The organism is Nocardia brasiliensis IFM 10847 (genome assembly GCF_000710915.1).
Taxonomy (GTDB): Bacteria; Actinomycetota; Actinomycetes; order Mycobacteriales; family Mycobacteriaceae; genus Nocardia; species Nocardia brasiliensis_A.
This window is the reverse complement of sequence record NZ_BAUA01000082.1, coordinates 1-21,766: the sequence shown is the minus strand read 5'-3', so window position 1 is coordinate 21,766 and position 21,766 is coordinate 1. Positions and strand designations below refer to the sequence as shown.

The 21,766-nt window shown below is 69.1% G+C and carries 16 protein-coding genes; 13 read left to right on the top strand and 3 right to left on the bottom strand.

Translation table 11 applies throughout. From position 1 onward, the window contains the following. The first annotated feature begins 103 nt into the window (after nucleotides 1-103). A complete protein-coding gene (locus tag NBRGI_RS17665) occupies nucleotides 104-1,558 on the top strand; it encodes an NAD-dependent succinate-semialdehyde dehydrogenase (RefSeq protein ID WP_029897669.1) in 1,455 nt (484 codons plus the stop codon). 138 nt (nucleotides 1,559-1,696) lie between these two features. On the opposite strand, the gene NBRGI_RS17660 is transcribed toward NBRGI_RS17665, so the two are convergent. Next, nucleotides 1,697-1,990 (bottom strand): chorismate mutase, encoded by a 294-nt coding sequence (locus tag NBRGI_RS17660; RefSeq protein ID WP_014988338.1) that lies wholly within the window; start codon nucleotides 1,988-1,990, stop codon nucleotides 1,697-1,699. 383 nt (nucleotides 1,991-2,373) lie between these two features. On the opposite strand from NBRGI_RS17660, the gene pcrA reads away from it, so the two are divergent. After that, nucleotides 2,374-4,980, top strand: coding sequence for a DNA helicase PcrA (pcrA, locus tag NBRGI_RS17655; protein ID WP_029897668.1), 2,607 nt, complete (start codon nucleotides 2,374-2,376; stop codon nucleotides 4,978-4,980). A 159-nt stretch (nucleotides 4,981-5,139) separates the two neighbouring features. Here pcrA and NBRGI_RS43910 read toward each other — a convergent pair whose 3' ends face one another. Next, nucleotides 5,140-6,519 carry a DUF1731 domain-containing protein gene (locus NBRGI_RS43910; RefSeq protein WP_029897667.1) on the bottom strand — a complete coding sequence of 460 codons (1,380 nt, stop codon included), beginning with the start codon at nucleotides 6,517-6,519 and terminating at the stop codon, nucleotides 5,140-5,142. A gap of 767 nt (nucleotides 6,520-7,286) precedes the next feature. On the opposite strand from NBRGI_RS43910, the gene NBRGI_RS17645 reads away from it, so the two are divergent. Further along, nucleotides 7,287-7,751, top strand: coding sequence for a hypothetical protein (locus NBRGI_RS17645; RefSeq protein WP_029897666.1), 465 nt, complete (start codon nucleotides 7,287-7,289; stop codon nucleotides 7,749-7,751). A gap of 334 nt (nucleotides 7,752-8,085) precedes the next feature. Next, the gene (locus tag NBRGI_RS17640) at nucleotides 8,086-8,463 is read left to right on the top strand and encodes a hypothetical protein (RefSeq protein ID WP_029897665.1); all 378 of its coding nucleotides are present in this window, start codon (nucleotides 8,086-8,088) and stop codon (nucleotides 8,461-8,463) included. A gap of 360 nt (nucleotides 8,464-8,823) precedes the next feature. Here the strand turns inward: NBRGI_RS17640 and NBRGI_RS17635 are convergent, their stop codons facing one another. Further along, on the bottom strand, nucleotides 8,824-9,993 hold the full coding sequence (locus tag NBRGI_RS17635) for a M23 family metallopeptidase (protein WP_029897664.1): 1,170 nt from the start codon (nucleotides 9,991-9,993) through the stop codon (nucleotides 8,824-8,826). A 546-nt stretch (nucleotides 9,994-10,539) separates the two neighbouring features. Between NBRGI_RS17635 and sucC the strand changes: the two genes are divergently transcribed. The 9 genes from sucC to purH all read left to right on the top strand — a co-directional run bounded on the left by sucC (nucleotide 10,540) and on the right by purH (nucleotide 21,748). Further along, nucleotides 10,540-11,706, top strand: a complete 1,167-nt coding sequence (gene sucC, locus NBRGI_RS17625; RefSeq protein WP_029897663.1) for an ADP-forming succinate--CoA ligase subunit beta — start codon at nucleotides 10,540-10,542, stop codon at nucleotides 11,704-11,706. 11 nt (nucleotides 11,707-11,717) lie between these two features. Continuing rightward, entirely contained in the window at nucleotides 11,718-12,632 is a 915-nt protein-coding gene (gene sucD / locus NBRGI_RS17620) for a succinate--CoA ligase subunit alpha (protein ID WP_029897662.1), read from the top strand. Nucleotides 12,633-12,875: 243 nt separating this feature from the next. After that, on the top strand, nucleotides 12,876-15,860 hold the full coding sequence (locus NBRGI_RS45260) for a BTAD domain-containing putative transcriptional regulator (protein ID WP_051727848.1): 2,985 nt from the start codon (nucleotides 12,876-12,878) through the stop codon (nucleotides 15,858-15,860). 102 nt (nucleotides 15,861-15,962) lie between these two features. Next, nucleotides 15,963-16,223 (top strand): hypothetical protein, encoded by a 261-nt coding sequence (locus NBRGI_RS17605; protein WP_029897661.1) that lies wholly within the window; start codon nucleotides 15,963-15,965, stop codon nucleotides 16,221-16,223. A gap of 45 nt (nucleotides 16,224-16,268) precedes the next feature. Then, on the top strand, nucleotides 16,269-16,499 hold the full coding sequence (locus NBRGI_RS17600; protein ID WP_029897660.1) for a hypothetical protein: 231 nt from the start codon (nucleotides 16,269-16,271) through the stop codon (nucleotides 16,497-16,499). Nucleotides 16,500-16,759: 260 nt separating this feature from the next. Further along, nucleotides 16,760-17,848 carry a DUF5336 domain-containing protein gene (locus tag NBRGI_RS17595; protein WP_029897659.1) on the top strand — a complete coding sequence of 363 codons (1,089 nt, stop codon included), beginning with the start codon at nucleotides 16,760-16,762 and terminating at the stop codon, nucleotides 17,846-17,848. Nucleotides 17,849-17,920: 72 nt separating this feature from the next. Beyond that, on the top strand, nucleotides 17,921-19,429 hold the full coding sequence (locus tag NBRGI_RS17590) for a cell division protein PerM (protein WP_029897658.1): 1,509 nt from the start codon (nucleotides 17,921-17,923) through the stop codon (nucleotides 19,427-19,429). Nucleotides 19,430-19,485: 56 nt separating this feature from the next. Further along, nucleotides 19,486-20,178 carry a phosphoribosylglycinamide formyltransferase gene (gene purN, locus NBRGI_RS17580; protein WP_267467018.1) on the top strand — a complete coding sequence of 231 codons (693 nt, stop codon included), beginning with the start codon at nucleotides 19,486-19,488 and terminating at the stop codon, nucleotides 20,176-20,178. Continuing rightward, nucleotides 20,165-21,748 carry a bifunctional phosphoribosylaminoimidazolecarboxamide formyltransferase/IMP cyclohydrolase gene (gene purH, locus NBRGI_RS17575; protein ID WP_029897656.1) on the top strand — a complete coding sequence of 528 codons (1,584 nt, stop codon included), beginning with the start codon at nucleotides 20,165-20,167 and terminating at the stop codon, nucleotides 21,746-21,748. Before purN ends, purH begins: the two co-directional genes overlap by 14 nt. The last annotated feature ends 18 nt before the right edge of the window (nucleotides 21,749-21,766 follow it).

Below are 21,766 nucleotides of genomic sequence, written 5' to 3'. Positions count from 1 at the left end.
CCCTGCCGCAGAGTTGACCGTGGCGCGCCACCCACCCGACATACCGGCCATATCCGGCCTGTTCGCGCGGGCTGTCGCGGTGCTCGGTGGTTACGCTGGGCGCATGGTGTCCGAACGCGAAGTTCTCGAATCCGTCCCGACGCAACTGTGGATCGGTGGGCCCGTCGCGGCCACCGGTGGCGGCACCTTCCCGGTGCACAATCCGGCGACCGGGGAGGTGCTGGCCCAGGTCGCCGACGCGACACCCGAAGACGCGGTGCGCGCGCTGGACGCGGCGGTCGCGGTGCAGGACGAATGGGCGGCGCGGCCCTCGCGTGAGCGCGGCGAGATCCTGCGCGCCGTGTTCGAGCAGATCACCGCGCGGGCCGAGGAATTCGCGCTGCTGATGACCCTGGAAATGGGCAAGGCGCTGCCGGAGAGCCGCAACGAGGTCAAATACGGGGCGGAGTTCTTCCGCTGGTTCAGCGAGGAGGCCGTGCGGGTGCACGGCCGCTACCTGCACGCACCCTCGGGCACCGGCCGGATCATGGTGCACAAGCAGCCGGTCGGGCCGTGCCTGGCCATCACGCCGTGGAACTTCCCGCTGGCCATGGGCACCCGCAAGATCGGCCCGGCGCTGGCCGCGGGCTGCACCATGATCGTCAAACCCGCCTCGGCGACCCCGCTGACGATGCTGGCGCTGGCCCGGTTGTGCAGCGAGGCCGGACTGCCCGACGGGGTGCTCTCGGTGATCACGTCGAGCCGTTCCGGTGCGGTCACCCAGCCGCTGATCGACGATCCGCGGTTGCGCAAGCTCACCTTCACCGGCTCCACCGAGGTGGGCAAGAAGCTGGTGCAGAGCTCGGCCAACGGTCTGTTGCGCACCTCGATGGAACTCGGCGGCAACGCGCCGTTCGTGGTGTTCGACGACGCCGACGTCGACGCGGCGGTCCAGGGCGCGATGCTGGCGAAACTGCGCAACGGCGGCGAGGCGTGCACCGCGGCCAATCGTTTCCACGTGCAGCAGGGGGTGCTCGAGGAGTTCACCACCAAACTGGTCGAGGCGATGAGCAACAGCGTGGTCCTCGGCCCGGGCACCGACCCGGACACCACACTCGGCCCGCTGATCAACGAAGAACAGCTCGACACCGTCAGCGCACTCGTCGAGGACGCCGTGGCCAAAGGCGCCCAGCTCCGCCTCGGCGGCAAGGCCCCGGGCGGTCCCGGCTGGTTCTACCCCGCGACCATCCTCACCGACGTGCCGGCCCAGGCCAGAATCCTTACCGAAGAGGTCTTCGGACCGGTCGCGCCGATCGTCGGCTTCACCACCGAGCAGGAGGGCCTCGCCGCCGCCAACGACACCGAGTTCGGCCTCGTCAGCTACGTCTACACCCGCGACCTCGACCGCGCCCTGCGCGTCGCCGAGGGCCTCGAATCCGGCATGGTCGGCATCAACCGCGGCGTAATCTCCGACCCCGCAGCGCCTTTCGGCGGTGTCAAAGCGTCCGGCTTCGGCCGGGAGGGCGGCACCGAAGGCATCGAGGAATACCTCTCCACCAAGTACATCGCCCTCACCTGAGCAGAAAACGACCGCCCCGGGGTGATATACACCCGGGGCGGCCTTGGGAATGCGGTTGTCGTTCTGATAGCCGCATGGGTCTGAAGCCGCCTGTGGCGGCCGAGGAGGACTGTTCGAAAGGGGATTGGGGCTGCCCGGTCAGTGACCGAGACGGCCGCGCCCGAGGCGCAGCAGGAGCATGGCGAGGGTGTGGCCTTCCTGACCGAGTTCGCTGAACCGCTCCAGCACCTTCATCTCCCGGTTGTGCACGAGCCGAGGGCCGCCGGAGGCCATCCGCGTCCGGCCGATGATCCGGGAGATCTCCGTGCGGCGCTTGATGGCGGCAAGGATCTCCGCGTCGAGGCGATCGATCTCCTTACGGAGCTTGTCGATCTCCGCGTCGCTCTGCGGCAGTGCAGAATCGGACCCAGTCGTCGTTGCGGGGGTGCTCATCATTCATCTCCTCGTGTCAGAACATGGATCGGCGGGTGAGCCCGGCTCGTTACCGATCGGTTCTTTCACCGTGAAACAGACCTGGTGGGGCCTTCGAATTGTCCCCCCAGGATGTGCGCTCAGATACAAGTGCCGCGATGACGATATCCGGTTGTCAACCGAAACGGGGGTATCGCAGGACCACTGATCATCTGGCCAGTCTGCCACGACCCCGGGGTTGTGCAAAACGTTTGGTTTGTGAATCTGCTGAGAAGAAGGACACGGTTTCATCGCACCGGCGGCCGGGCGAGTTCACCGTCCGTTCGCCGGTGCGGCACCGAATCGTCAGCGAGACAACCCGGGGCTTCAACTCTGTCGGTGCGCGCCGGTAGCGTGGATGGACGATGGACATCACGGTGGCTCCCCAGACGCAGGCCGGTCGCGCCCCACGGCCGGATTCGATCCATAACCCGCAGGTCACCGGTGGTAACGCCGAGGAAGCGCGGTCGGCTGTCGAGGAGGTGCGTGCGGTGCGAGCGCCGGTTCCGGAACCGCCGCCGTCGGTCGACGAGCAGGAGCAACGGCGTGTCGAGCGGGAGCGTCGGCGCGCCGAAGAAGCCGAGCGCCTGCTCGACGGGCTCAATCCACAGCAGCGTGCCGCGGTTGTGCACAGTGGCGCCCCGCTGCTGATCGTGGCCGGTGCCGGGTCGGGCAAGACCGCCGTGCTCACCCGCCGCATCGCCTACCTGCTCGCCGCGCGCGGCGTGACGCCCGGTCAGGTGCTCGCGATCACGTTCACCAACAAGGCTGCCGCCGAGATGCGGGAGCGGGTGAGCGGACTGGTCTCGCCGCGGGCCACCAACATGTGGGTATCGACGTTCCACTCCAGTTGCGTCCGAATATTGCGCATGCAAGCAGCCCTGTTGCCGGGCATGAATTCGAATTTCTCCATCTACGATGCCGATGATTCGCGGCGACTGCTCACCATGATCAGTCGGGACTTCGATATCGACACGAAGAAATACACGGCACGACTGCTGGCGACCGCGATCTCGAATCTCAAGAACGAGCTCATCGGGCCGCAGCAGGCCACCGCGGACGCCGAGTCGGACGAAACCGAACTGCCCGCCCTGGTCGCGCGGGTCTATGTCGAGTACCAGCGGCGGCTGCGCGCGGCCAACGCCCTCGACTTCGACGACCTGATCGGCGAGACGGTGGCGCTGCTGCAGAACCACCCGCAGGTCGCCGAGTACTACCGGCGTCGCTTCCGGCATGTGCTGGTCGACGAATACCAGGACACCAATCACGCGCAGTACGTGCTGGTGCGCGAACTCGTCGGACATCACCGGGCCGAGCGCAACGAGGACCAGGCGCCGCCGAGCGAACTGTGTGTGGTGGGTGATGCGGACCAGTCGATCTACGCGTTCCGCGGCGCCACCATCCGCAACATCGAAGAGTTCGAGCGCGACTTCCCGGACGCGGAAACCATTCTGCTGGAACAGAACTACCGGTCCACCCAGCACATTCTCTCCGCCGCCAACGCGGTGATCTCGCGCAACGAGAACCGGCGCGACAAGAAACTGTGGACCGACTCCGGCGAAGGTGACCTGATCACCGGCTACGTCGCCGACAACGAACACGACGAGGCGTCCTTCGTGGCGCGCGAGATCGATCGGCTGGTCGATCAGGGCGAAGCCAACTACTCCGACGTCGCGGTGTTCTATCGGACCAACAACAACTCCCGCGCGCTGGAAGAGATCTTCATCCGGATGGGCCTGCCGTACAAGGTGGTCGGCGGCGTTCGGTTCTACGAGCGCAAGGAGGTCCGCGATATCGTCGCGTACCTGCGGGTGCTGGAGAACCCCGACGACGCGGTGAGCCTGCGCCGGATCCTCAACACACCCCGTCGCGGTATCGGCGACCGGGCCGAAGCCTGCGTCGCCGTGCACGCCGAGCAGCGCGGCATCGGGTTCGCCGCGGCGCTGCGAGACGCGGCGGACGGCAAAGTGGCGCTGCTGAACACCAGGGCCCAGCGCGCGATCGCCGGCTTCCTCGACCTGCTCGAGGAGATCCGGGCCGCGGGCGTGCAGGAGGACCTGGACTTCCCCGACGTCGGGAATGTGGTCGACGCGGTACTGGAGCGCACCGGCTACCGCGGCGAATTGGAGGCCTCCGACGATCCGCAGGACGGCGCCCGGCTGGACAACCTCAACGAACTCGTCAGCGTCGCACGGGAATTCAGCTCCGAAGCGCACAACAACGCGGAGGCGGCCCGGGAAGAGGGACTGCTGCCCGAGGTCGCCGAGGGCGAACCCGACCCCGGATCGCTCGCCGCGTTCCTCGAACGGGTCTCGCTGGTCGCCGACACCGACCAGATCCCGGACGAAGGCACCGGCGTGGTCACCATGATGACGCTGCACACGGCCAAGGGCCTGGAGTTCCCCGTGGTGTTCGTGACCGGCTGGGAGGACGGCCAGTTCCCGCACATGCGGGCCCTCGGCGACCCGACCGAACTGGCCGAGGAACGCCGCCTCGCCTACGTCGGCATCACCCGGGCCAGGAAGCGGCTGTACCTGAGTCGCGCGGTCGTGCGCTCCGGTTGGGGACAACCGGTGTCCAACCCGGAATCCCGCTTCCTCCAAGAGATTCCGGGCCACCTGATCGATTGGCGGCGACTGGAGCCCGCCGGATCACCGGCGAGCCGGGGTATTCGCAGGCGCGGTGACAGCGACGGCATGGAACGCGACTGGACCCGTGGCGACGGCTGGTCCGAGCGCCCCGGGGTGCGTCCCGATCGGGGCCCGCGCCGTCCGGCGCCCGGTGCCGTCGGCAAGAACAACGCGAATCTGGTACTCGCCGTGGGCGATCGGGTCAGCGACGACAAGTACGGTCTCGGCAAGGTGGTCGCCGCCGAGGGCTTCGGCCCGTTGGCGACCGTCACCATCGACTTCGGTACCGCGGGCAAGATCCGGCTCATCCCGCAATACAGCAGGACGCTCGTCAAACTCTGAGCGGCGGTCGTGCGGCAGGGCTGTTCGGTCCTGTCGTGCGCCTCGTCGCTGTCGCTCGTGTCCGGTCGGTGCCGGATGCGGGCGGTGTGTTCGCCCGCGCTGAGGTCGATCGGTGTACGAGGCGACTGCCGAGGATGTGGCAGGGATTCGGGATTTGTCTCAGCGGGGGAGCAGGTTTGTCAGTGCTTCGTCGAGGGTGGGGTAGCGGAAGACGAATCCGGTGGTGCGGAGCACTTCTGAGGTGGCGTGACGGCCGGTGAGTCCGAGTGCGGGGTCGGTGCGCAGGACGACCGCGCCGAGCTTCAGGATCGCGGTCGGGGTGGGCGGCGCGGGCGGACGGCGCAGGTGTCTGCGCAGTGCCGCCATCAGGTCGCGGTTGCGTACTGGAAAGTCGGTGGCGGCCACCAGGATTCCGTCCGGTAGCGACACCGCCGGGTCCAGGCCGAGGGCGGCGCGAACGATGGCGAGCCAGTCCTCCACATGAATCCAGCTGAACCACTGGTCGCCCGGCCCCACCCGGCCGCCGAGCCCGGCTTTCGTCAACTGGCTCAGTCGCTTCAGCGCGGGCGCCTGCGGGTCGAGCACGATCGAGGTGCGCAGCACCGTCGAGTGCGCGGCGTTCGCGCCGTCGAACGCCTGCTCCCACGGCTGCGCCACCCCGGTCATCTGCGGCAATCCGACCGGCAGCGGAGTTGTTTCCGTGCAACGGATTTCGCCCGCGTCCGACCAGATGGCGGTGGTGCTGGCCTGCACCCAGTAGTCGATCGGCTGCTCCAGCGAGGCGGCTGCCTCAACCAGTGCGCGGGTCGAATCCACACGGCTGCGCTGCAATTCGTCGACATTGCGCGGCGTCGGCCGGCAATCGACCAGCTTGCCTGCCAGATTGATGATCGCGGTCTGGCCTGGATTGCGCAGGGCGGCAACCCAATTGCCGACCGTCCTGCCGTCCCACTCCACCTGCGTGAAAGGTAGCCCGCGATCGCGGCGTCGAGTGAGAATCGTCACCCGATGACCGCGGCAGGTCAGATCAGCCGCTAGGTGCTTGCCCAATGCGCCGGTGCCCCCGGCGATTACGACCGACAAGGCCTTCGCCGCAGGTTCCAGACCGGCCGAGCGGGCCAGTCGCGCGAAGCAGACGCGGGCATCGGTCTCCAGCAGCGAGCCGACCACCGCCCGCGCGACCCCCGCTGAAGGCCCCGAGAACGTGAGCTCCTGCCTGATCTCGGTTCCGCCGTCACGCGGCGTCAACGTCCAGGCCAGCCGCATCCGGCCCGCCGGTTCCGGCTGCTCGATCGCCAGCGCCCGCCCCGGCACCAACGTGCTGATCACGAACGGCGGTGCCGTCCGCCCGTGCAATGCCTCGAAGACCCGCCCTTTCGGCAGATAGTCCCCCGTCGTCCCCACCGCGACCGACCCATGCAGCCGCACCGCGGTCACCGCGGGATTCCACTCCGGCCACCGCCGGGGATCCCCCACCACCCCCCAAACGACATCCGTTGGCGCCGCAAGAAACTGGGTGTACACCGTTGTGCCGGCCATACTCCCGACGCTAGCCCCAACCCCCGCCGAACAGTACGTGCGCATCATCACCCACCCACTCCGGCTCTTCGTTTGCATCAAACCCTCCCCCTGACAACCCCTGACTTTCGACACCGCCGTCCCCGCCTCCCATGCCTGCGCTGCGTCCGCGTCCGCACCCCGCGCTGCGCCCCGCTTGGCCCCTGCTGGCACCCGCCCCATCACCCGCGCCTGCGTCCGGCACCTGCGCTGCACCACCCTTGGCCGCGCCTGACCTCCGCTGCGCCCGCGCCGGCGTCCGCGCTCACGTCCGCGTCCTGCGTACCAAGCAATTCGCGTGTACCGCCTTGTGTCTGTGGGATGGCCTCGGGTGCGCCGGACAGGGGGTGAGTGTGCCGGGTCGGGGTCGGTGCGAGTCATGCTGTGCCGGTTGTTCGTGCGTGCGGAGTTAGTGTGCGCCGGGGTGTTTGTGCGTGTGTGAGTTTTCGCGCCTAGGCGGAGTCCTCTACGCGGCACCTCTGCACGTGTGGAGTTTGCGTGTGCGAAGTCCCTTGGGCGCTGGGTTTCTCGCGTGCACCGGGGTCTGCGCAGGAACGGAATGCTCGGGCGAAAGCGCAGGTGTTCGTACATGTGCACGGTCATCTGTGCTGTTGGGCTGCCGGGGTTGTGCGCTTTCGTTGGCGTACGTGGAAGATGTCTGCGCTGGTGGGAACGGTGCGCTCTTGAAGTAGAACGATCGGTGCACTACCGTCCGGGGTGACCACGGGCGTGGTTCGTGAGGAGGAGCGGTGCGCCGGATACTGGGCACGATCCAGCAGGGCAGCCTGAGTTCCGCTCGATGCCGGGCCGCCGAGCGTGCTCTGGCCGACGCCTACCGGCAGACGCTGGGCGGCGGCGAGCGGGTGGTCGTGGTGTGGTGCGAGATCCCGCCCGGCCAGTCCTTCACCGACAACCATCCTTCGACCATGTCGTGGGTGCTCGTCGAAACCGAGGACGGCCTGCCTGCCGCCCGCCGCGAACCTGCGATGCGCGCGATGAGCGAGGCCTGGAACGCCGTCACCGGGGCCGGTCCCGACGATCTCATGCTCGCTCTGGTCGACACCTCGCTGTTCGCCCGCTACCTGGAACTGAACCGCGACCGCATCCGCCCCGCCGCCCGTCCCCGCTTCCTCCTACGCACCCTCGCCCAGCTCGCCGCCTCCCGCATCACCCAGGGCCGCTTCGCGATCCCCGCAAACCACCCCCGGAGCTGACATGTCGTCGCCCGCCGCACGCGCACAGACACCCCCACTCCCCATTCGGTGTCTTCCACCTCGCCCGTGGGCTCGCGATCTCCGCGAATCGTGATCGGAGTTGACATGCCGCTATGCAACGTCGCCGGTCGTGCTCGCCTGGACATCGTCACGCAGCCGGCCGTCTGTCGCCTCGTGCGGAGAGTCGACTCGCAGGTCATTGATTCGATCGGAGCCGACATGCCGCTCTACCGCGTCGCACGTCGTACCTGCCTAGACACCGCCGCCCAGCGTGCCGTCTGCCGCCTTGCGCGGAGTCGGTTCGTGAGTCCCGCGAATCGTGATCGGAGTTGACATGCCGCTCTACAACATCGCTTGCCGCGTCCGCCCAGACGCGGCCACGCACAGGGCGGTCGCGGCTGCTGTCACCGCCACGCACTGTGAGATCACCGGCGCACCATCCGGATTCGTCAGTGTGGTCCTCCTCCACGGCCACGCGCTCCGCCCCGGCATCGAACTGTCCGTCATCGCGGGCGTCCGCGGCGGCGGAAACCGCACCCCAGACCTCTTCGCCCGCCTGGAACGCTCCATGCAAACCGCTATCGCCACAGCCGCCGGCATGGCCCCTTCCGCCGTCGAGATCATCCTCATCGAATTCGCCGCCAGCTGGATCATGGAAGGCGGCGAAGTCCTCCCCGAACCGGGCGAAGAAGGAACCCGACGCACCCCCTGACCCCGCCCACCCCCGACGTCAGCGCCAGCACTCCGCCTACGCCACGGGCCCAGGTGAGTTGACATAGCTGGTCAGTCGATCAGGAGGAACTGGTGGCGGGGGCCTCTCGGCCGATGCCGCCACCATTTCCTCCTGATCAACCGACCAACGAGACACGCGGCGGCATCCCGTAGCGAATGTGTCCGCACCAGAGGGCTGTGGCAACTCATAGGGGGTGTGCCGAGCGGCAACGGGTACGGCGAACTGAAGTGGAGTGCGCCGCAGCCAGTCCGGGCACACCAGGCCGAAACTCACGTCCGCCGAACCGAAATCGCGGCTCGTCAGCCCTGCTCGCACACCTTCGGCACGAAAACTCGAGCCCTAGTCCCGTTGCGGGCCCAGGCTGATTCCGCGGGTTGCCAACCAGGGCACCGGGTCGATCTTGTCGGAACCGTTCAACCACACTTCGAAGTGGCAGTGCGGGCCGGTGGAGAAGCCGCGGTTGCCGATGGTGGCGATCTGGTCGCCGGCCATGACGCGCTGGCCTTGGGAGACCGTGGCGGTGTCGATGTGGCCGTAGATGGTGACGGTGCCGTCGTCGTGCAGCAGGCGAACCCACATGCCGAAGCCGGCGGCGGGGCCCGCTTCGATGACGGTGCCGTCGGCGACGGCGACGATCGGGGTGCCGATCGGGCCGGCGATATCGATGCCGAGATGCTGTACACCCCAGCGGGCGCCGAAGCCGGAGGTGAAGTTACCGGCGGCGAACTTGGTGAACAGGGGGCGCAGTTTCGCCGCTTCCGCGGCGGCCATGTCCTGCGCGTACTTCTGACCCTTTTGCAGGATGTCGTTGAAGTCGCCGAGGTGGGTCGGCCCGGAGGCGTTGAGGATCTGTGGCGACTCCGCCGAGACGGCGGGGTCGGCGAGGCTGACCGATTGGGCGGCGATCTCGTGGATCTGCCCGGCGGCCTCGTAGTCGACGGCTTGACTCGGCTGTTCCGGCGAGGCGAGAGCCGCTTGTCCGGCCGCGACCACGGCACCGGCGGCGACGGCGGCCACCGCGGCGCGACCCTTGAGGGCGGCGGGCGGGGCGGGCAGCCGATGCGCGCCACCACGTTTGGCGGCGCGGCGGCCGGGAATCACGGTCGGTGTGGCCGGAGTGTCCGGGGTTTCGGTCTCGGCCTCGGGAGCCCAGGATTCTTCCGGCGCCCAGGTGCCGTCTTCGGGTGCCCAGGTCTCTTCCTCGGCCCAGGCGTCGCCCGAGTTCCAGGCGCCGCCGTCGGACCAGGACTCCTGCTGCGACCAGGTGTCCTGCGGCGCCCACGAATCCTGCTGGGACCACGAGTCGTTCGTGGACCAGGCGTTGTCGCGGGAGCTGTAGTCCACCGGCGCCGCCGCGGCAGGCGCGGCGTAGAGCGAGTTCCGTTGCCGGTCAACCGACGGACCACGGGACGTACCGGGTGTCGCCTGCGCGCCGAAGGATTCGTCGTCGCGATAACGATGACCGGTCCGGGCGCGATGTTCAGGAATAAGGGCGGAGCGATGGTTCATCGGCTGTGCCACATCGTGAAGCGGGAGATGTTCGCGGGGCCGAGGTGCCTGCTGATCAGCGGCTTCGACGGGTCAACTGCGGAACGGCTCTCCATCTGCGGAGTGCTGTGCTGCGTCAAGCTTGCCGTCCTCCTAGTCGTGACCGTGCTGTGACATCGACCGCAATGACGGTAACGAAACGATTGCAGGGTCCGCAAGCGCTGCGGCCCATCTGTCCGAACATGTGAGATTGATCACGCTAACAGCACGGAATATCTATCTGTGCATTGGGCATGCGGGCGCGACTTTTCGACGACAGCGTGTAGTAGATCCGGCCTTGTGTGCGGGTTCGGCGGGTCTACCTGGCGCGGTGCCAGCAACCTACTCGCGAGTAGCGTTGGCCAGCGGTTTTTCCGCCGCGCGTATCGGCCCGTGACCTGCGCCACTTAGGATGAACGTGGCCGATTGGCCGTCCATGTGACTGATTAGAGTCCGACCCGACCCGCTTCCGACGTCGGGCCGCCAACAAAGACGTTGTCATCGCAACGCAGACGAGACGGTGAGTACATGGATCTCTTCGAATATCAGGCGAAGGAGCTCTTCGTTAAGCACGGAGTGCCTTCGTCCGAGGGCCGCGTCACGGACACGGCCGAGGACGCCCGCGCCATCGCGGAGGAAATCGGCAAGCCGGTGATGATCAAGGCCCAGGTCAAGGCCGGTGGCCGTGGCAAGGCGGGCGGCGTCAAGTACGCCGCGACCGCGGACGACGCGTTCACGCACGCGCAGAACATCCTCGGCCTGGATATCAAGGGCCACATCACCAAGAAGATCCTTGTCGCCGAAGCCAAGGACATCGCGGAGGAGTACTACATCTCCTTCCTGCTCGACCGGTCCAACCGCACCTACCTGGCCATGTGCTCGGTGGAAGGCGGCATGGAGATCGAAGAGGTCGCCGCGACCAAGCCCGAGCGCCTCGCCAAGGTTCCCGTCGACGCCGTCAAGGGCGTCGATCTCGCGTTCGCCCGCTCGATCGCCGAGCAGGGCCACTTGCCCGCCGACGTGCTCGACGCCGCGGCCGTGACCATCCAGAAGCTGTGGGAGGTGTTCGTCAAGGAAGACGCCACCCTGGTGGAGGTCAACCCCCTGGTGCGCACCCCGCGGGACGAGATCCTCGCCCTGGACGGCAAGGTCACCCTGGACGAGAACGCCGAGTTCCGGCACGCGGACCACGAGGCCTTCGCGGACAAGGACGCGACCGATCCCTTGGAGCTCAAGGCCAAGGAGAACGACCTCAACTACGTCAAGCTCGACGGTGAGGTCGGCATCATCGGCAACGGCGCCGGTCTGGTCATGTCGACCCTCGACGTGGTCGCGTACGCGGGCGAGAACCACGGCGGCGTCAAGCCCGCCAACTTCCTCGACATCGGTGGCGGCGCCTCGGCCGAGGTGATGGCCGCGGGCCTGGACGTCATCCTCGGTGACGCGCAGGTCAAGAGCGTGTTCGTGAATGTCTTCGGTGGCATCACCGCCTGTGACGCGGTCGCCAACGGCATCGTCAAGGCGCTGGAGATCCTGGGCGCCGAGGCGAACAAGCCGCTGGTCGTCCGGCTCGACGGCAACAAGGTGGACGAGGGCAGGCAGATTCTCGTCGATGCCGCGCACCCGCTGATCACGCTCGCGCAGACAATGGACGAAGGCGCCGACAAGGCCGCCGAACTGGCAGCGGCCAAGTAAGGAACCCGGAAATGTCTATCTTCCTCAACAAGGATTCGAAGGTCATCGTCCAGGGCATCACCGGTGGCGAGGGCACCAAGCACACCGCGCTGATGCTCAAGGCCGGCACCCAGGTCGTCGGTGGCGTCAACGCGCGCAAGGCGGGCACCACCGTCGCGCACACCGACAAGGACGGCAACGCGGTCGAGCTGCCGGTGTACGGCACCGTCGCCGAGGCCATCAAGGAGACCGGCGCCGACGTCTCCATCGCGTTCGTGCCGCCGAAGTTCGCCAAGGACGCCATCATCGAGGCCATCGACGCGGAGATCCCGCTGCTGGTGGTCATCACCGAGGGCATCCCGGTGCAGGACACCGCGTTCGCGTGGGCCTACAACGTGGAGAAGGGCAACAAGACCCGGATCATCGGCCCGAACTGCCCCGGCATCATCACCCCCGGCGAGGCGCTGGTCGGCATCACCCCGGCCAACATCACCGGCAAGGGCCCGGTCGGCCTGGTGTCCAAGTCCGGCACCCTGACCTACCAGATGATGTACGAGCTGCGCGATTTCGGCTTCTCCACCGCCATCGGCATCGGCGGCGACCCGGTCATCGGCACCACCCACATCGACGCCATCGAGGCGTTCGAGAAGGACCCGGAGACCAAGCTGATCGTGATGATCGGTGAGATCGGCGGCGACGCCGAGGAGCGGGCCGCGGCCTACATCAAGGACAACGTCACCAAGCCGGTCGTCGGTTACGTCGCGGGCTTCACCGCCCCCGAGGGCAAGACCATGGGCCACGCGGGCGCCATCGTCTCCGGCTCGGCCGGCACCGCCCAGGCCAAGAAGGACGCGCTGGAGGCCGCGGGCGTCAAGGTCGGCAAGACGCCGTCCGAGACCGCCGCACTGGCTCGCGAAATCCTGGAGAAGGCCAGCGTCGAGGTCTGACCGGCCGGCGCAGCACCGAACGAAGGCCGCCTCCCGATACCGGGGGCGGCCTTCGTCATGTATGGCGGTGGGCTCGACCTGGGCAGGAGCCGAGCGGCCTGACCGACCATCTGCAGTTTTCTGGGTCGCGGGACAATCCACGCCCGCGTAGGGGATACGAGACTGGCACGTGTTCGGTTCAGTGCGAAGTTTTCACCGGCCGCGAGCAGACGGCGGCATATCGGACAGGGCATGCTTGTCAGCGTGGATGTGCTGGTGTTGGGTCCAGTGCAGGCGTGGGCTGACGGTGTCGCGGTGACCGTCGATCGGCCGCTGGAACGGGCAGTGTTGGTGCGATTGGCGTTGGCGAATCGCGTTCCGGTGCCGGACGGGCGGCTGGCCGAGGATTTGTGGGGGGCCGAGGTCGAGCGGCCGGTGCAGCGGCTGCGGGTCGTGGTGTCGCGGCTGCGCGCTGCGCTCGGACCGTTGGCGGAGGTGATCGGACGGACCTCCGCGGGATATCAGGCGCGGGTGAGCGCGACGGATCTGCTCGACGCGGAGGCGGCCGCACAGCGGTTGCATACCGCGCGCCGGGCGGGTGACTACCGCACCGTGGCAAGCGCGGCGCGGGAGGCGCTCGCGCTGTGGCGTGGACCCGCGCTCGCCGATCTGCGGACCATTCCGTTCGCGGCGGCCGAGGGCGAACGACTCGACGATTGGCGATTGTCGCTGACCGTGGCGGGCCTGGAAGCCAATCTCGAACTCGGCGCGGCCGGTGAGGTGGTCACGGAACTGACCGGGCTGGTGGCGCGGCACCCGCTGCACGAGCCGCTGTCCTGTCTACTGGCGTTGGCTCTGTATCGCACCGGACGGCAGGCCGACGCGCTGGAACGGCTGGCGCGGTTGCGGCGCGCGCTGTCGGAGGAGCTGGGCGTGGACCCCGCACCCGACACCGCGCAGCTGGAACTGCGCATCCTGGACCACGATCCGGCGCTGCGGGCCGCCCGGGGTGTCGAGCCGATCGACATGGCGCGTTCCGAGGAGAGCGCTGCGCAGACCGGCGACTCGGCGGTGGCCGAACCGCGGCCGGGCGCGGTACTGGCCGCGCCGTTGACCAGCTTTGTCGGTCGTGGTCGCGAATTCGCCACGCTCACCGCCCGGCTCGCCGAACCGGCCCGCACGACGCTGGTCGGCGTCGCGGGCAGTGGCAAGTCACGACTGGCCGCCGAACTCGCGCGCTCGATCGGCGCGTCCGGTCGGCCGGTGGTGCTGGTCGAACTGGCGCCGCTCGGCCGTGCCGAGGATGTATTGCCCGCTGTGGCAGCGGCTTTGGCCGCGGCCGGGTTGGCCGCCGAGGGCGCGATCGATGCGAACGGGCCGCTGCCCGGAATTGTCGCGGCACTCGCCGCGGCCCCCGGCGCGCTCCTGGTGCTCGACAACGCGGAACACGTACTCGACGCGGTGGCCGAACTCGCTACGGCCGCAGCGGGATTCGGTGTACTGATCACTTCGCAACGGTCACTGGGGATACCGGGGGAGTCGGTGTATCCGCTGGGGCCGCTGGACCGCAGCGTCGGCGTCGCGCTGTTCATCGAGCGCGCCGGCCTGCACGGCCTGGTGACCGCGGCCGAGCGGGACGAACTGGTGGCGATCTGTGCCGCGGTCGACTGGCTGCCGCTGGGCATCGAGTTGGCCGCCGGTCTCACCAGAACGCTGACGATTTCCCAACTGGCACAACGGATCGACGACCGGGTCCGGCTGTTGGTCGGCGGCGCGCGCGACGCCGCGGGCGGACGGCACACCAGCTTGCGCGTCGCCCTGGACTGGAGCCACGAACTACTGGCCGAACGGGAACAGACGGTATTGCGCAGGCTCGGGGTGTTCGCGGGCGGCTGCACGCTAGAGGCGGCCGAGGCCGTGCTACCGGATGCGGACATCGAGTCCGGCGATATCGCCCCCGCCCTCGCCGATCTGGTGAACCGGAGCCTGGTCACTGTGCAGAACGTCGGGGCGACAAGAAGATTCGTGCTACTGGAGACGGTGCGCGACTACGCCCTGTCCCGGCTCGCCGCCGCCGCGGAGACCGAGGATCTGCGCGCCAGGCATCTGCGCTGGTGCCGCGACCTGGTGCGCTCGATCGGCGCGTCCGATGATTTCGCCGCCGCCGAATCGGTGGCGGCCGTCTTCGCGGAGTGGCCGAACATCCTTGCCGCGCTGGAACAGTCGCCGGGCACCGCACGCGCCGCCGACGCTCTGCGGCTCGCGGTCGACATGCATGTGCCCTGGCTGGCCCGGGCCTGGTTCCGGGAGGCGCAACGCCACTACGCGGTGCTGACGGAGAATGCGGTGCCGACCGAAAACGCGGCCCGCACCGAAGCCGTCGCCCTCACGCCGCAAGAGCTGGCAGAGGCGTTGAGTCACTACGGTTTCCACACTTTGATGACCGGGGACCTCGATACCGCCGCCGCGCAGCTGGCCCGCGCGAGCGCGGTGGCCGAGCCGCTGGACGACGCGGAACTCGCCCAGACGGTGCGGTACTACCAGGGCATCGTCGATATCGAACGCGGCAGGTTGTCCGAGGCGATCGAGCGTTTGCAGCAGGGCGAACATCTGGCCGTGCGCGACACCCAGGGCGCGTCGTTCGCGGACGCGCTCGGCACTGCGCTGCTGTACGCGGGCGATCCGGCCGAGGCGCTGGCCGCGTACACCCGCTCCACCAAGGTGGACGCGGTGCACGAGGACGAGCACGGCCTTTCGCGTGGGCTGAGCAATCAGGCCAAAGCCCTGCTCGAGCTCGGCCGGCTGGACGAGGCACTCGCGGCCGTGGCGGAATCCGATCGCTACGCGCGCCGCCTGGACGATCGGCAGATCCTGCCGCTGAACGATCTCACCCGCGCCGCCGCCGCGCTCGCCACCGGTCAGCTCGACGCGGCGGAGTCCTATTGCCGTGCCGCTCTCGCGCACGAGGAGGACGCGACCGGTTTCGCCCGGGTCGACCTGGCCGACGTGCTCCTCGCCAAGGGCGAACCGGCCGCGGCCAGGGCGCTGCTCGACGAGTTCATGGCCACCGCGCCGGCCGGTGTGCCGTTGCTCGCCGCCCGCGCGGTCACCGTGACAGTGCGGCAGGCGGAGGGCGATCACGCGGGCGCCCGCGCGCTGCGGGCCGAACTCCGCGCCGAGTTCGCCGCCGCCGGTTTCGGCTGGCATCGCTACGCCGACCGACTGTCCGGCCCCGAGCCACCGTCGTGAAAATGCTTCCTAGCTCGTGAAATGTAGGTGAAACCGCGCTGAGACGGCCGGCCGGGAGTCTGGTTCGCACAACGCCATACACCCGCACAGGAAGCAACGATCATGACCACTCCCCGCATTGCGGCCGCACGCGTCGCCGCGACCGCCGCACTGACCGTCGCCGGCTTGCTCGGCACCCTCGCCCCCGCGCACGCGGGTCCGTTCGACAGCGGCTCGGCCGCCCCCGCAGCCCCAGGCAGCCTCGGCCCGTTCGAATACGAGCACCAGTGCCTCGGCCGCGGCAACCAGGGCGTCGAGGCCGGCGAGTGGCAGGACTTCGACTGTGTCGGCAGCTACGGCGCCTGGCGACTCGTCCCGCGCTGACCAGCGCACGTCAGCGCTATCCGACCGACCACGAAGGAATTCGATATGACCATCGCACGTTTCGCGGCCGTCGCCGCGATCACTTTCGCCGGGCTGTTCGGCGCCGGACTGACCGACAGCATCGCCGCGGCCGCGCCGGAGCAGACCGGTCTCGGCCCGTACGAGCAGCTGGCGACCTGCGAACGCCAGGGCAACCTCGGTATGGAGAACGGCGAATGGGCCGACTACACCTGCGAGGGAGCCCCCGGGGCGTGGTACATCAAGCCGCAGTACTGATGGGTGTCCACGGCCCGGCGCCGTGTCCGTTCGGTGACATGGCTCCGGGCCGTCGCGCGTCCTTTGCCGGACACGGCCGCTGGAACTGCTTCCACGAGGTAGTGCTTGCCGTCGGCAAACGGCCCGCGACCTGCTCGGAAACGAACGAGCATGCCGTCCGGCCGGTCCGTTGAGGGTGACCTGGGCGGGCGAGTGCAGTAGCGTCAGGAGAAGATCCAGCCAGCACAGACCACGTATGACTCGACCTAGGAGACGACGACATGTCATACCCGTCCGGGGGCTCCGGGTACAACACACCCGCGCCATCCACATCCGCAAGCTTCGGTTCGACGGCAGGTGGTGCCAGCTCCGGCTCGAGTGCGTCCGGTGCCGAGTCCAAGGGTCTGCCGTTCTTCCTGGTGGTCGGTGTCGCCGCGCTCGGTGTGATCAACTTCCTGCTCGGTTTCCTGCCGTATGTGGGCTCGAAGCCGGTCGAAATCGGCGGGACTCGGGTGTCGCCCGACGAGACCGTCAGCCTGTTCGGGTTCTCCGGCGCCTCGCTGGTCGGCATCCTGCTGCTGGGTGGGTTACTCGCCGCGTTGTCGGTATTGCCGAAGCAGAGCTGGACCGGCGCGGCCGCGGCGGCTTCGGTCGCGGGTTTCCTCGCGCTGCTGCTGCACTCGTTCACCCTCGTCGACGGCATCGAGCTGAAGTGGGGCGCCTACATCCTGCTCGTGCTTGCCTTCGCGCAGGCCGCGCTGGCGATCGGCGCGGTGCTGCTCGAATCGGGCCTCGTCAAGGCCCCGGCGCCGCGTCCGGCCGCCCCGGCGCCGCAGGGTTACGCCCAGGGTGGTTACGGCCAGCAGCAGCCCGGCGCGTCATTCGGTCAGAGCCAGCCCGGCTACGGGCAGCAGCAGGGTTACGGGCAGCAGCAGCCCGCCCAGTCGTACGGCCAGCAGTCTCCTTACGGCCAGCAGGCCGGTTACGGTGCGGCACAGCAGGCTTCGCCGTACGGCCAGAGCCAGCCGGGCCAGCCCGCGTACGGCCAGCAGCCGGGCCAGGCCTACGGGCAGCAGCCGTCCTACGGCCAGCCGACCACGGCTTTCGGTGCGGCGCAGCAGGGTTCGCCGTACGGGCAGAGCCAGCCGAGTCAGCCGAGCGTGCCCCAGGCCCGCCCGGACGAGGGCGCCACGCAGCACTTCGGCTCGACCCAGCAGCCCGCCCAGCAGTCGCCGTACGGTGCGTCGAACTACGGGCAGCCGAGCCAGCCGGGCGCACAGCAGTCCGCGCAGCCGTTCGGCGGGGAGCAGAGCGGCGATCCGGCCTCCGACGCCACCCAGGCGTTCCGGCCGTCCGAAGACAACAAGTAGCAGTCCTTCCCGGCGCGAGTTCGCGGCGCGCCTGACCCGCTCGCGCCGGGGAAGCTGCCACGCTGAATTGTCATGAACGCCCCCAGGAACTCCCTTGCGCGCCGGACCGCCGAGTCCCGCGGTGTGCCGGAACCGCACGCCGACGCCGAAGGGGCCGGGTTTCTGTCGCTGACCCCGGAGCGGGCCCGGGTCCTCGTGCTGGTCGCCGGACGACCGACCACCTACGCACTCACCGCGATCATCGTCCTCATGCTCGCCGCCCTGTTGTCCTCGGGCAGCAATCTGGCCGGCACCTCGGGTGCCATCGCCGCGGGATGGCTTGGCGTGCATCAGGTTCCGCTGGTGATCGGCAAGACCTCGCTCGGCCTGCTGCCGTTGCTGCCGACGGCGCTCGTGGTCTGGCTGGCCGGCCGCGAATGCGCGCGCGCGGTCGAACCCGGCAGTACCCGAGCCGATCTCGGCTGGATCGTCGGCGCCGCGCTGGCCGGGCCCCTGTTGATCACGGCGATCTGTCTCGCGGTCGCCGAGGACGCCTCCGGCGTCGTCGCGCTGCAACCGCCGAACACGCTCGCCGCCTTCGCGTGGGTCGCCGGGCTGTATCTGGTTGCGGCCCTTGGTGGGATCGCGGCCGCCAACCGGCGAGGGGTCTTCGCGCTGCTGCGCCTACCGGATTGGGCGATCTCGGGCATGTACGGCGCGGGCCGTGCGGTGCTGCGCCTGCTCGGCTGTGCCAGCGTGCTCACGCTCGTGTCGTTCCTGCTGCACGTCTCGCGAGTCGGTGACACCTACGCCGGCGCGGGCAACGCCGCGGGCGTGCTCGGGCTGACCCTGCTCTCGCTGGCTTATCTGCCGAATCTGGTGGTGCAGGCGGTCGGTGTGCTCGTCGGTTCGACCGCGCAGATCGGCGCTGCCTCGTTCGGCCTGTTCGCCGTGGTGGGCGGACCGATTCCGGCGCTGCCGCTGCTGGTGGCGGTGCCGACCGGGCCCGCGCCCGCGTGGTGGCCGGTGCTGTTGCTGATCCCAGCGGCGATCGGGGTGCTCGGTGGGCTCGATCTCGCGCGGCGCTCGACCGACCGGATCGGCGCGCCGTGGGCCACGCTGAGCTCGGCCGCGCTGGCGACCCTGGTGCTGGTGCTGCTCGCGGCAGTGGCAGGCGGCGAACTCGGCACCTTCGGCCGGGTCGGACTGGATCTGCCGATCTTCGCCGCCGTCACCTTCGCCTGGCTGGCGGTCCCCGGGTACGCCGGCCTGGCCTTCGCGCGCTGGTTCCTCGTCCCGGTCGGCGCCGCGCCTGCGGATTACAGCGATCCGTACGACGAGCACGACTATTACGCCGACGACTACGAAGACGATTACTACGCCGACGATCACTACGCGAACGACGACCGCGAATACCTCGACGACGAGTACGACGACTATCCGTACCAGGACCCGGACGAGGCGCTGGACGGCGAACTCGTCGAGGAACAGACGTCCATCGAGACGGTGCGCGCCCCCGGCGCGAATACCACACCGGACATCGTCGATGCCGAGGTGGTCGAGGCGGACCTGCCGGAAAGTCACCGGGTAGACGGTCGTTAGGCTCTACCCGGCGGAGCCGTTCCGACCGCCGTCCGATCGACCGCAGGAGTAGAGCCCTGAGCTCACCCACCCCGCCGCCTTCGCCGGCCGCCGACCCCGTCGCGTCGCCCACTGCCCGGTGGACCCCCACCGCCACTCCGGCGACCGTAGTCGTGCTCGCCTCGGGCACCGGATCGCTGCTGCGCGCGCTGCTCGACGCGGCCACCGCCGCCGATTTCCCGGCACGGATCGTCGCCGTCGGGGTCGACCGTCCCTGCCCGGCGACCGCGCATGCCGAAGCGGCGGGCGTGCCGCATTTCCGGGTGGCGCTGAACGACTTTCCCGATCGCGCCGCCTGGGACGCCGCGCTCACCGACGCGGTCGCGGGGTACGCGCCCGATCTCGTGGTCTCCGCCGGGTTCATGAAGATCCTCGGCGCACGCTTCCTCGGACGCTTCGGCGGCCGGATCATCAACACCCATCCCGCGCTGCTGCCCGCCTTCGCCGGCGCGCACGGGGTGCGTGACGCGCTCGCCTACGGCGTGCGGGTCACCGGCTCGACCGTGCACCTGGTCGACGCGGGCGTCGACACCGGCCCGATCCTCGCGCAGGAGGCGGTGCCGGTGCTGCCCGACGACGACGAGGCGAGCCTGCACGAGCGCATCAAGGTTGTCGAACGGCGGTTGCTGGCGCAGGTGGTCGCCGCCGCCGCGACGCGGGGCATTGTTTCCGACGGACGAAAGGCAGTAATCCCTGATGAGCGAGTATGAGCGCAAGCCGTTGCGCCGGGCCCTGGTGAGTGTCTACGACAAGACCGGCCTCGTCGAACTCGCGACCGGTCTGCACGCTGCGGGCATCGAGCTGGTCTCGACCGGCTCGACCGCGAGCAAGATCGCCGACGCCGGTATCCCGGTGACCAAGGTCGAGGAGCTCACCGGTTTCCCGGAGACCCTCGACGGGCGGGTGAAGACGCTGCACCCGCGGGTGCACGCGGGCATCCTCGCCGACCTGCGCAAGCAGGAGCACGCCGATCAGCTGGCCGAACTGGGGGTGGCGGCGTTCGAGCTGGTGGTGGTGAACCTGTACCCGTTCACCGCGACCGTCGCCAGCGGCGCGACCCCGGACGAGTGCGTCGAGCAGATCGACATCGGCGGGCCGTCGATGGTGCGGGCGGCCGCGAAGAATCATCCGTCCGTCGCGGTCGTCGTCGACAGCGGCGACTACGACCGGGTGCTTGCTGCGGCAGAGTCCGGCGGGTTCACCCTGCCCGAGCGGACCGCGTTGGCGGCCAAGGCTTTTCAGCACACGGCAAGCTATGACGTCGCGGTGGCGAGCTGGATGACCTCGGTGCTCGTGCCCGGTGTCGCGCAGGCCCCCGCCGAGGCGGACGAGCAATTCCCCGGCTGGCTCGGCGGCACCTGGGAGCGCGCCGCCGTGCTGCGTTACGGCGAGAACCCGCATCAGGCCGCGGCGCTGTACACCGACAACGGCGGCAGTGCCGGTCTCGCGCAGGCGCGTCAGTTGCACGGCAAGGAGATGTCGTACAACAACTACACCGATGCCGACGCCGCGTGGCGCGCCGCCTACGACCACACCGGTCCGACGGTGGCGATCATCAAGCACGCCAACCCGTGTGGCATCGCGGTGGGCGCCGATATCGCCGAGGCGCATCGCAAGGCGCACGCGTGTGATCCGGTGAGCGCGTTCGGCGGGGTCATCGCGGCCAACCGCGAGGTCACCGTCGAGCTGGCCGAGCAGGTCGCCGAGATCTTCACCGAGGTGATCGTGGCCCCCGCCTACGCCGACGGCGCGGTGGAAGTGTTGCAGCGCAAGAAGAACGTGCGCATCCTGGTCGCCGAGCCGCCGCGCCGGGCGGGCGCCGAACTGCGCCCGATCAGCGGCGGCGCGCTGCTGCAGCAGCGCGATATCCTCGATGCCGCGGGCGACGACCCGGCCAACTGGACGTTGGTCGCGGGTGCGGCGGCCGATGCCGAGACGCTGGCCGATCTCGAATTCGCTTGGCGCGCCTGCCGGGCGGTGAAGTCCAACGCGATCCTGCTGGCCCACGACGGCGCCTCCGTCGGTGTCGGCATGGGCCAGGTGAACCGGGTGGATGCGGTGCAGTTGGCCGTGCAGCGCGCGGGCGATCGGGCCAAGGGCTCGGTCGCGGCCTCCGACGCGTTCTTCCCGTTCCCGGACGGCCCGCAGCAGCTCATCCAGGCCGGGGTGCGGGCGATCGTGCAACCGGGCGGGTCGGTGCGCGACCAGGAGACCATCGACCTGGCCCGGGAAGCGGGCGTCACGCTGTACCTGACCGGTTCGCGGCACTTCGCCCACTGATCGAGACCACCGCGCGCC